This window comes from Corallococcus sp. CA041A, assembly GCF_003612075.1.
Lineage (GTDB): Bacteria > Myxococcota > Myxococcia > Myxococcales > Myxococcaceae > Corallococcus > Corallococcus exiguus.
The window spans coordinates 1-10,646 of sequence record NZ_RAWF01000316.1 but is presented as its reverse complement, the minus strand read 5'-3'; the positions used below and the strand labels follow the sequence as shown (position 1 = coordinate 10,646).

11 protein-coding genes are annotated in these 10,646 nt (G+C 70.6%); 3 read left to right on the top strand and 8 right to left on the bottom strand.

Annotated features, from left to right (window positions below; all coding sequences use genetic code 11):
• Positions 1-765, bottom strand: a 765-nt coding sequence (locus D7V77_RS36550) for an APC family permease (protein WP_120580886.1), incomplete at its 3' end; no start/stop codon positions are given.
• Between the two features lie 84 nt (positions 766-849).
• Positions 850-1,383 carry a hypothetical protein gene (locus tag D7V77_RS36545; protein WP_120580885.1) on the bottom strand — a complete coding sequence of 178 codons (534 nt, stop codon included), beginning with the start codon at positions 1,381-1,383 and terminating at the stop codon, positions 850-852.
• Between D7V77_RS36545 and D7V77_RS36540 the strand changes: the two genes are divergently transcribed.
• Positions 1,382-2,596, top strand: a complete 1,215-nt coding sequence (locus tag D7V77_RS36540; RefSeq protein ID WP_120580884.1) for a hypothetical protein — start codon at positions 1,382-1,384, stop codon at positions 2,594-2,596. The two genes, D7V77_RS36545 and D7V77_RS36540, sit on opposite strands and share 2 nt — an antisense overlap.
• Here D7V77_RS36540 and D7V77_RS36535 read toward each other — a convergent pair.
• Both D7V77_RS36535 and D7V77_RS36530 read right to left on the bottom strand, forming a co-directional pair.
• Entirely contained in the window at positions 2,580-3,629 is a 1,050-nt protein-coding gene (locus tag D7V77_RS36535) for a GNAT family N-acetyltransferase (RefSeq protein WP_120580883.1), read from the bottom strand. The two genes, D7V77_RS36540 and D7V77_RS36535, sit on opposite strands and share 17 nt — an antisense overlap.
• Before the next feature lie 241 nt (positions 3,630-3,870).
• A complete protein-coding gene (locus tag D7V77_RS36530; RefSeq protein WP_120580882.1) occupies positions 3,871-4,872 on the bottom strand; it encodes an endonuclease/exonuclease/phosphatase family protein in 1,002 nt (333 codons plus the stop codon).
• Between the two features lie 300 nt (positions 4,873-5,172).
• On the opposite strand from D7V77_RS36530, the gene D7V77_RS36525 reads away from it, so the two are divergent.
• Both D7V77_RS36525 and D7V77_RS36520 read left to right on the top strand, forming a co-directional pair.
• The gene (locus D7V77_RS36525) at positions 5,173-6,726 is read left to right on the top strand and encodes a DUF4153 domain-containing protein (RefSeq protein ID WP_147452275.1); all 1,554 of its coding nucleotides are present in this window, start codon (positions 5,173-5,175) and stop codon (positions 6,724-6,726) included.
• Positions 6,727-6,751: 25 nt separating this feature from the next.
• A complete protein-coding gene (locus tag D7V77_RS36520) occupies positions 6,752-7,636 on the top strand; it encodes a DMT family transporter (protein ID WP_120580880.1) in 885 nt (294 codons plus the stop codon).
• A 54-nt stretch (positions 7,637-7,690) separates the two neighbouring features.
• Here D7V77_RS36520 and D7V77_RS36515 read toward each other — a convergent pair whose 3' ends face one another.
• The 4 genes from D7V77_RS36515 to D7V77_RS36500 all read right to left on the bottom strand — a co-directional run bounded on the left by D7V77_RS36515 (position 7,691) and on the right by D7V77_RS36500 (position 10,606).
• Complete coding sequence (locus tag D7V77_RS36515) at positions 7,691-8,116, bottom strand: hypothetical protein (protein WP_120580879.1); 426 nt, start codon at positions 8,114-8,116, stop codon at positions 7,691-7,693.
• The gene (locus tag D7V77_RS36510) at positions 8,113-8,562 is read right to left on the bottom strand and encodes a hypothetical protein (protein WP_211487284.1); all 450 of its coding nucleotides are present in this window, start codon (positions 8,560-8,562) and stop codon (positions 8,113-8,115) included. The genes D7V77_RS36515 and D7V77_RS36510 overlap by 4 nt, the downstream gene beginning before the upstream one ends.
• Positions 8,563-8,763: 201 nt before the next feature.
• Positions 8,764-9,954: a cysteine desulfurase-like protein gene (locus D7V77_RS36505; protein ID WP_120580878.1), complete on the bottom strand. Its 1,191-nt coding sequence runs from the start codon at positions 9,952-9,954 to the stop codon at positions 8,764-8,766.
• Between the two features lie 37 nt (positions 9,955-9,991).
• Positions 9,992-10,606 (bottom strand): CAP domain-containing protein, encoded by a 615-nt coding sequence (locus D7V77_RS36500; protein ID WP_120580877.1) that lies wholly within the window; start codon positions 10,604-10,606, stop codon positions 9,992-9,994.
• Positions 10,607-10,646: the final 40 nt, after the last annotated feature.

The window sequence follows — 10,646 nt, the reverse complement described above, 5'->3', positions numbered from 1 at the left end:
GCCCCACACCCCCGCCGCCTGCGCCAGGGGCGCGGACGCAGTCGCCAGAGCCGGCAGCGCCGCGACGCACGCCCACACGAGCCCCACGTACAGCAGCATCGCCAGCAGCAGCGAGCCCACCGTCGCCATGGGCACCGTGCGCTCGGACGCGCGCACCTGCCCGGCGATGACCGGGACGATTTCGAAGCCCTGGTAGGCGAACATCACCGTCAGGCCCGCCTTCAGCCAGGATGCTCCCGTGGCGGGCAGCGGTGGCGGCACATCCCTGTCAGGCAGGAAGAAGAACGCACCCAGCAGCACCGCCAGCGGCACGAGCTTCAGCACCGTGAGCGCCGTCCAGGTCCGCGCCGATACTCGAATGCCCGACGCCACCAGCGCCGCCAGGCCTGTCACCAGCGCGGAGGCCAGCAGCCGCTCGCCCATGGGCCCGCCCAGGCCCACCGATGGCGCCACCGCTCGCGCCAGGCCCGCCATCACCGCGGACGTGCTCAGGAAGGCGCTGACGTAGGCCACCCAGCCGACGAGGAACGACACGCGTTCGCCGAACGCCGCTCTCGCGAACACCACGGGGCCGCCATCCGAGTCGAACCGCCGGCCGAGCACCGCGAACGCGAACGCCACGGGCACCAGCGCCAACCCCGTCAGCGCGAAGGCCCACACCGCGCCCAGGCCGGGCGCCTGTGCCGCGACCTCCGCAGGTGCGAAGAAGATGCCGACGCCCACGATGCCGTTGACGCCCAGGGCCAGCAGTTGGAACGGCCCGATGGTGCGCTCGGGCGCGACGCCGGAGGGAAGGGTGGACACGGCGGGGACTTCACTACACCCGCGCCCCGCGCACCATCACCGTGCTCACGGATGCGCGAGCAGCACGCTCAGCGCCGCCATGCGCCCGGTCGCGGACTCCCGCTCCAGGGACTTCGGGATGGAGACGAACACGTCGTTCTCCCGCTGATCGCCGCAGGCGCGCGTGCCCCGGTAGTGCTTGCGGTCCCGCTCGATGATGAGGTTGTAGCCGCACGGCCCCACCGACCCCATCAGCGCGTCCGGGCTGAGCGTCAGCGACGAGGGCTCGCCCGCGAAGGTGCCCAGCATCTCCACCACGTCCGGACGCTCGGTCACGGTGAGCTCCACGGGTTTCTCTCCCACCGTGCCCTCGATGCGCCGCTCCGACAGCTTCAGGTCCACGGGGCGCTGGAAGGCCTGGCCCTTCAGCGCGTTGTCCGACAGCTGGAGCTTCAGGTCAGGACCCTGGAGGCCCTGGGCGTCGACGTTCGCACGCACGGTCGTCCGGGGCGTCCGCAGCTCCACGGTGTCGTTCTTCTTCGCCATGGCGGATCCGCCCGCGAGCAGGGCGGCAACGGTGAGGATGCGAGCGATTCTCATGCTCCAAAGCTGGGGCGTCGGGCCGCGCGTCACCAGGGCCATGCTCCGGCTGCTCGGCGGGCAGCACGTTCGTGATATCCGTGCGCACGTGTCCCGCACGCGCCTGCTGGCCCTCTTCGTCGCACTCGTCGCCATCGTGGTCGCCGTCTGGCAGCGCTCCCGAGCAGTCGAACGGCTGGGCCAGGACTTCGACGAGGCGGTCTACCTGCCCATCGCCTTCACCTATGCCGGGATGCTGGATGAGGGCCGCTGGGGCGACATCGGCTCGCTCCGGGAGAACTTCGAACACCCGCCGCTGGTGAAGCTGCTCTTCGCCGAAGCCGTGCGCGTGTCGGGCGCGCCGGAGCCGGACTGGCGGGACGTCCCCATGGGCCGGCCCATCCCGGACGCAGCGCGCCCCGCGTTCAACGTGACGCGAGGCCTGTCCGCGGTGGCCGGAGTGCTCCAGGTGGGGCTCGTCGCCCTCGTGGATCCGTTGGGCGCGCTCCTGCTCGCGTGGGACCCGTACCACACGAAGTACACGTCCCAGGCGTACCTGGAGGCGGTGCCGGGGTTGCTCGCGGTGCTCGCGCTGCTCGCGTTCGAGCGCGCCCGGCGAATGGGCTTCACGCCGGGATGGACGGCGGTGTCCGGCGCCCTGCTGGGGCTCGCGGCGGCGGGGAAGTATCCGTATGGCCTGGTGGGCGGGCTCACGTTCCTGCCGTTCCTGATATCGGGCGCGCGCACGCGGTGGCGCCCGTGGGCCGCCATCGTCGTGTCCACGGCGGCGGTGTTCATCCTGGTGAACCCTGCCCTGTGGGCGTCTCCGTTCGCGTCGCTGTGGGAGTCCATCACCTTCCACTGGAACTACTCCCACAACGAGCACGTGCGCCGCGCTGGGCTGCCCTGGTACCAGCCGCTCGTGTTCCTCGCGGACACGTGGCTGTCGGGCTCCGACCCGGGCATCTACCTCACGCACTTCAACGCACGGGCGCTGTTGCCGCTGGCGGTGCTGGGCCTGCCCCGGACGTGGCGCGAGCGGCCCGTGTGGGCGGTGGCCGCCGTCGTGGGCCTGGTGTTCCTGCTGCTGTGGAACACCAAGTGGCCGCAGTACCTGCTGCTCGTCATCCCCGCGCTATGCGTCTGCGCGGGCCGGGGCGTGCGGACCGTGGCCAGCCTTGCCGTGTGGCTGTTCCGCAAGGTGCAGGGCTCGCGCGTCAGCGCAGGTGCGTGAAGACGCACGGGTCGGCGGGCAGGTCCATGTCGCAGGTGGGCATCAGGCACGTCACCTTCGCGCGGCGGGGCAGCGGCACCCAGCCCGAGCGCAACAACAGACACGCGGAAGTGCCGGGTCCGCGCAACATGCCCGCGAATGCCACGCCCCGGCGCTCCATGTCCTGCATGGCCACCTGGAGCAGCCGCTGCCGGTCCTCGGTGGACACGGAGGCGTGGAAGGCCATCAGGTCCACCACCTCCGCGGTGAGCTCTCCCACGCCCGTCATCAACAGGCTGTGCGAGCTCACCAGCCCGCGCACCTCGCCGTCCTGCTCCAGCACGAAGGTCCGGGGCACGTCGCGGTACTGGAGCTGGGCCGCCAGCTGCTCGGTCGTGTACGTGTATCCCAGCGTCACCGGGCGCAGCATGTCGTGGACCAGCGCCGTGCAGCGGTTCAGGTCCGCTGGCTGGTAGGGGCGAATGTCCTGACGGTCCGCCTCCCGGAAGCGGTGCCGCAGGAAGGGATGCGCCAGCGTGAACAGCCTCCGCTCGTTGTCCGTGAAGGACCAGCGGGCGAGCGCTCGCGCATCAAAGGCATACATCCACATCCCCAGGCCCCCGAAGAGGCGCGTGTTCCACGTGCGCCGCCAGAAGCCGGGCGGACGGGGCTCCGTGGTCGTGAAGCCCAGGGTGAGCCGCGCCGCCCGGTCCTGGTGCCGCCGGAGCAGTTCGTGCGCGAGCTTCGCGCCAATGCCCTGTCCTCGATGGGAGTTCGTGACGGTGGCCCGCAGTCCATAGCTGCCGTCCACTTCCACGCGTCCCAGGCGCAGCCTCGCGGGCTCCGCGAAGAGGGTGCCCACCAACGTCTTCCCCTCGTACGCCGCCAGCAGGTAGTCGCGTGGCGCCTGGCCGCCGCGGAACAGCCGCCAGTCGCAGAAGCGCGAGTCCCAGACGGGGAGCGGGGCTGTCTTGCCGTAGGTGGATTGCCAGACGCGGTTGAGGAACCAGGACGCCTCGGAGGCGTCACCTTCGAAGGTGCGCACCTCAATCATGGCCTGCCCTCCAGGACGGGATGCCAGAGCGCCCGAGGGTGGCGTGTCGCACGCATGCGCCATGAGCTTGCTTTCATGGCATGGAAGGTAGGGAGGGGGGCCGGGCTGGAAATCGGCCGCCGAGCCCGGCTCCTCCCTGGCTGTCATTGCCCCGTCAATGCGAGGCCTTCCGCGTGCGGTGGTCCACAGGCACCGCGCTGACAGGGCGGGGGAGTGTGCGGGGCTCGCCGTCCCGCGCGCGTCAGGGAGGGGTGAGCGCGAAGTCCGCGTACACCGCGCCGTGGTCGGAGCCGCCGTAGCCGCCGGTGGGCCCGCGGGCCACTCGGAAGGAGCCCGGCACATAGACGCCGCCCCCGTTGGGCGCGAGGTAGAGGTGGTCGATGGCCTGGCCCCTGCCGGAATAGAAATACGTCCAGGTCTCGTTGTCCGGCCGGTCCTTCGCGACGCGCAGCAGGGCCTGGTCCAGGGCGTTGATGGGCTCCGAGCCGGGGATGTCGTTGAGGTCTCCGCCGAGCACGATCATCGCGTCAGGGAACTCCCTCGCCGATGCGAGGAGGATCTCCCGCGCGGCATTGGCCTCCGCCATGCGGCGGCCCGGATCATCGTCCACCTTGGAGCGGAAGTGCGCCGCGAAGACGATGACCCGCGTCCCGTCCACGTCCACGTGGACCTCGAGCAGGTCGCGCGAGAAGCGGGTGGCGGAACCATCTGGCCTGTAGATGTATTGGCTCCGGTGGCTGCGCACTTCCGTGATGGCGTGGCGCGAGAGGACCGCCACGTCCACGGAGGCCTTGGTGTAGGTCTCCCCGAGGTGCGAGTGGGGGAACTGCGGGACCTTCTTCAGCAGCCCATCCAGCGAGTTCTGCGTTTCGACCTCTTCCAGCATCACGATGTCCGCGTTGAGCGCGGTGATGGCCGGGCCGAGCTGGCCCACCTGTGCCTCGAACTCCTCCGGCGTGGGCAGCTCCTCGTAGTTGGTGCCGCCGCAGGCGCCCGTGTCGCAGAGGGTGTCGAAGAGGCGATGCACGTTGAACGCCGCGATGCGCACGCGGGTGCCGGACGGATCCACCGGCGTTCCGCTGTCGGGCTGCGGGCAGTTGCCCTGGACGCAGGCTCCCGCGTCTGGAACCGGCAGGTTTTGGGAAGAGGAGCCGTCACAGCCCGCGAAGGCGAGCACCAGGCCCCACAGGGCCAGGGTCGAGCGGGGACGGAAGCGGAAGGGGAGCCGCGGCGGGGGTGACATCGGGGCGGCAACCTAACATCGGGCCATCCCGGACGCCGCGCGGACCGGCCCGGAGTGTCCGTCGACGCGGCGCGGCTCGCATCTTCGTCCAGGGCGTGGACTCCCGGTACCTGTGATGCGGACCCCGGGTGGGAATGGCCCGTCGCTCCGGGCCCGGGCCGTGCCGACCGGCCACGGGAGGGGCGGCGCCGTTCAGCGTGGCTCCGCGACCGCTCGCCCCCGAGGTCCCCAGCCGTGCCGCCGGGCGTGAGCATCCTGGCGTTGTTCCGGGTGCCGACGCGCCCGCGAGGTGCCGACGCCATGAACCCGTCCGTTCCCCTGTCTCCGCTTCCTCCTTCTCCCGCTCCCTCCGTCGCGGCCCCGGCCCGGCCGCTGCTGCCCTGGGTGCGAGCCCCTCGCCGGACGCTGGCGGCGTCGCTGACCGTGGGTGTGCTCGCGGAGGTCCTGCTCGAAAGGGCGCGCTGGGGCCTGGGCTTCCCGTTGCTGGTGGCGGTCCTGGTGGGCGCGCTCGCGTGGCTGGGTGGACGCGAAGGCTGGCAGCGCGCGCGGCCCAATGCGTGGCTGCTGGCGCCGCTGGGGCTGGTCAGCGTCTTCGTGGCGGTGCGGGACAGCTCCTGGCTCCTGCCGCTCAACGTGATGACCGCGGCCGTGCTCCTGATGATGTTGTCGCACTTCTGGGCCGCGGGTCGCGTGGAGCGGCTGGGGCTCACCGACTACATCGTCGTCTTCTTCGGCTCCGCCGCGCAGAGCCTGCTCTACCCGCCGGTGCTCGTCCGGGACAGCGTGGACATGCGGGGGCTCAAGACCCACTCGCGCCTCCTGGGGGCGCTGACGCGAGGCCTGCTGCTGGCGCTGCCGGTGCTGTTCGTGTTCGGGCTGCTGCTGGAGTCCGCGGACGGCATCTTCTCCTCCACCATGCAGCGGCTCCTGTCGTTCGACATGGACCTGGGCACGATGGTGTCGCGCGGCCTCGGCGTGGCGTTCGGCGCGAGCGTCGCGGCGGGCGTGCTGGGGCATGCGCTGCGCCGCCGCGCCACGAAGGAGCTGGGGGACGCGGAGGTGGCGTCCGCCACGCCGCGCCTGGGGCTCATCGAGGCGCTCACGCTCATCTTCGCCGTGAACGCGCTGTTCTTCGTCTTCGCGGCCTTCCAGGTGGCGTACCTGTTCGTCGGCGACGCGTCGTCCCCCGCTTCCGGCTACACCTTCGCGGAGTACGCGCGGCGCGGCTTCTTCGAGCTGGTGGTCGTCGCCTCGCTGACGCTGGCGCTGGTGATGGCCCTGACGCGCTGGACGCGGCGCGAGACGCGCGTGGCGCAGACCGTCTTCCGCGCGAGCACGTCGTTGATGGTGGTGCTGACGTTGATCATCCTCTCCTCGGCGATGCGGCGCCTGTCGCTGTACGAGGACGCGTTCGGCTACACGCTGCTGCGCGTGCACACGCACGTCTTCATGGTGGCGTTGGGCGCGGCGCTGGCCTGGCGCGCGGTGACGCTGTGGTGGAAGCCGGAGCGCTTCGCGGTGGGCGCGTTCGCCACGGCCCTGGGTTCGGTCCTCGTGCTCAACTTCCTCAACCCGGAGGCCTTCATCGTCCGCCACAACCTGGAGCGGTACGCGCGCACCGGTTCGTTGGACACCGAAATGTTCTACGACCTGTCCGCGGACGCCGTGCCGGGGCTGGTCCAGGTCGAAGCCACCATCGGGGTGGAGTACCAGGGGCGGCTGGCGACCGTCCTGAAGGAGCAGCGGGAGCGGCTGGAGCAGGGGGACTCGGTCCCGGAGTGGAATGTCTCCCGCTTCCTCGCTCGCCGGGCGCTGCTGCGGACGGGGGCGTGGAGTGCGCCCGTGAATCCGTGAGGCACCCTGGCTAGATTCCGGCGCCATGAGCGAAGTCGCCGGACGCCGTGTTCCCTCCTTGCCCCCCATTCCCGCGGTGCTCATCGCCGTGGTGAGCGTGCAGGGGGGCGCCGCGCTCGCGAAGGGGCTCTTCCCCGTCCTGGGCGCGGTGGGGGCCGCGGGCCTGCGGCTGGTGCTGGCGTCGGTGATGCTGCTGGCCTTCTTCCGTCCGCCGCTGTCGCGCTACACGCGAGCGCAGTGGGCGGCCGTCGTTCCGTATGGCGTGGCGCTGGGCGTGATGAACCTCACGTACTACCTGGCCATCGCGCGCATCCCGCTGGGGCTCGCGGTGACGCTGGAGTTCGTGGGGCCCTTCGTGCTCGCGGTGGTGGGTTCGCGCAAGGCGTTGGACTTCGTGTGGGTGCTCTTCGCGGCGACGGGCATCGTGTTGATTACACCGTGGACGGCGACCCCCGGCGGGTTGGATCCGCTGGGCGTGGTGCTGGCGCTGACGGCGGGCGCGTGCTGGGCGCTCTACATCCTGGCGGGAGGAAGGCTGTCGCGCCGCGTGCCGGAAGGGCAGGGCGTGGCGGCGGGCATGGTGGTGGCCATGTTGACGGTGCTGCCCTTCATGCTGAGCGAGGGGCACCTGGAGCGGATGACGCCGGGACTCTTCGCCGCGGGCGTGGGCGTGGCGCTGTTGTCCAGCGCGCTGCCGTACACGCTGGAGATGATGGCGCTGGGCCAGCTCTCCAGCCGCACCTTTGGCATCCTGATGAGCCTGGAGCCCGGGGTGGCCACGGTGGTGGGGTGGCTGTTCCTGCGCGAGCAGCTCACGCCCCTGCAATGGCTGGCGGTCGGGCTGGTGAGCGTTGCATCTGCGGGAGCGACGCTGACGGCGAAGCGGCCTCCTCCGCCCGTGGAGGCGTGAGGTGGTAGGGTTTCGCGGTGCGGTGGTTCGGCGGGCGCAGTGGTGGGCGAGCCCCTAACGCTGTTGCGCGACGATGAGTCCGCGTCGCACATCGACGGCGTAGAGCCCTCCGGCATCCGTGGCTGTGTCGTTCGGGTCGCAGACTTCGGTGCGCGCGTAGATGCCGACCAGGATGATGCCGTCCGGCAGCTGCTCCACCGACACCTGGTAGATGTCGCGACGGAAGAGGCACAGCTCGACCGGCGTGGCGTCCTTGGGTGGCTTGCGGTCCAGGGGGAGGAAGTCATCCATCGCGAGTTGGACGGCGGTCGCGATGTCCCCACTCAGCAGTGTCGTCCGGCCCTCCTGAAAGGGCAGGGCAGGGAAGACGAATTTCTGGGCCTCTTCGGGAGGCGCATGGGGTGGGCGCATCGAGCGCTGGATCAGGGAGCACCCGCTCAACGCAACGAGCGACAGCACGAGGATCGACGCACGTCTCATCGGGAGCCCTCCGGCACGGGCTGAATGATGCCATTCACCTTGTCCATGACGCGCCCGATGAGCACCCAGCGGCGTCCGTCTCTCACGTAGACCTCCCCAGGGCGTTCCTGCTCAACCGCGATGGGGCGCCGCGTCTCCAGCGCAGCGGGCCAGGATGCATAGTAGCGACCCTCATGGGAGTAGATGACCCCGCAGTACTCCTGGCCATATTCGCCACGCGGTGGCGCAGCGGCGGGCAACCCCATGAGCGGAGCGCACAGTTGGTCGATGATGGCATCCGCTTCGACGGAAGAGTCGATGACAGGCCATGGACCGCAGACCCATGGAATCTCGCGACCGTCGCGGACCTCAATCCCAAAGTACGTCCCGTAACCATCCCGGAGATACGAGTAGCCTCCGCACGCCGAGAGCAGCGTGAGTGCCGCCAGCCAGCGCAACGGCGCCATGCCTTCCCTGGTTCCCTCCGAGACGAATGGGCCGGGAGCGCTCGCGTCGTGCAAGAGGTAGCGGGAGTCTGGCATGGGATTGCATGCCATCTAGTACAAACGCCGCTGCCCCCTCCCGACGCCCATGCCCTGTTCCGCCAGGTGCTCAGCCATGGCACGCGGCGAGCGTTGCGTCCGCGGGAGCGACGCTGACGGCGGACATCAGGGCAGTGAATCCAGCGCCGCGAGCAGGCGCCCCACGTCCTCCGCCGTGTTGTAGTGGAGCAACGACGCGCGCACCGCTCCGTCAGGCATGAGCCCCAGCGCCTGGGCCGCCATCGTCGCGTAGTAGTGCCCCGCCGCGACGCCCACGCCCTGTTCCGCCAGGTGCTCGGCCACGGCGCGCGGCGACAGGCCGGTCACGTTGAAGCAGAAGGTGGCCACGCGCCCGGCGGATGTCTTCGGCCCGTAGAGTTGCACTCGCGGGTGCCGGGACAACTGCTCCAGCGCGGCCTCCAGCAGCGGCTGCTCCAACTGCGTGATGCGCTGGAAGGCTCGCGTCAATCCCTCACGTCCCGGCTGGCCACCGCCCAGCACGTCACGCAGGTAGCGCAGCGAGCCCAACCATCCAGCCCAGCCTTCGTGGTTCGCCGTGCCCGGCTCGAACTTCTGTGGCCCGTCATCCGGCATGAACCACAGCTTGTCCGCCGGAAGCCCCGCGAGCAGCTCTCGCCGCACGAACAGACAACCCAGGTGCGGACCGAAGACCTTGTACGGAGAGAACACCGCGAAGTCCGCGCCCCACGCGCGCACGTCCGGCAGGTGATGCGGACTGGAGTGCACCGCGTCCACGAACAGCCACGCACCCACGCCGTGCGCCACCTCCGCCGCCGCGGCCACGTCCGGCGTCGCGCCCACGGAGTTCGCCGCCGCTGACAGCGCCACCAGCCGCGTGCGCGGCGTGACGAGCTTGCGCAGCTCGGAGGCCTCCAGCCGTCCCTCTGGCCAGCTCGCGCGCCAGGTCTTCACCTTCACGCCCTGCGCCTCCAGCGCGCGCCACGGGGCCGCGTTGGATTCGTGCTCCAGCTCGGAGATGACCACCTCGTCTCCCGCCTGGAAGAGGCGTGAGACGGCACGGCCCACCTGGAAGGTGAGCGCGGTGGCGCTGGGCCCGAGCATCACCTCGTCGGGCGGGCAGTTCAGGAACTCCGCCGTCTCCTCGCGCGCCCGGGCCTTGAGCGCGGTGGCCACGCGGGAGGCGGGGTAGGGCTGGCCCACGTTGCAGCTTCCACCCGAGAGGAATTGATGGATGGCGTCGATGCAGTGCGTGGGCACCTGCGCCCCCGCCGCGTTGTCCAGGTAGCTGAAGCCGGACCGCAGGGCGGGGAAGTGCTCGGCGAAGGGGGAGGGCATGGGACGCGAAGCATAGCCCTCCGACCTTCAGGCGGAACTACGGCGTGCCGAAGTCCTGCGTCCAGTACGCGCGGTACGTGCTGGACGGCGCGTTGTAGTAGCCGATGCCCGACTGCTTCAGCGCCCCGTTCATGATGTTGTTGCAGTGCCCGGTGCTGGCCATCCAGCCGTCCACCACCGCCTGCGCGGAGCCGTAGCCCGCGGCGATGTTCTCCGCCGCCGTCCGGTAGCTGTAGCCCGCGGACCCCATGCGCTGCCACGGCGTGGAGCCGTTGGAGCCCGTGTGGCTGAAGAAGTTGTTCGTGCCCATGTCCTTGGAGTGCTTGCGCGCCGCACAGCGAAGCTTGTCATTGGTCGTGAGCGCCCCCACCGCGGGCTTCACCACGCCGCCACAGGTGGCGCCCGCGGCGCGGCGCTGGTTGATGAGCGTGAGCACGTCCGTCTCGAACGTCACCCAGGCCGGGTCCCACGTCGTCACGTCGTCGCAATACGCGGCGCTCGCGCTCAGCCCGTTGCCGGCGACCTCCGTCTGGACCGGCGGCACCACGACACCTTCGCCCTGCGGCGTGGGCGCCTCCTCGCCTCCACAGCCGCCCAGCAGGGCAGCGGCGCTCAGCAACGTCAGACACAGCGAACGGGACGAGGGCTTCATGGACAGACCTTTCACCGGCGGGGACCGGTCAGGGGAGGGG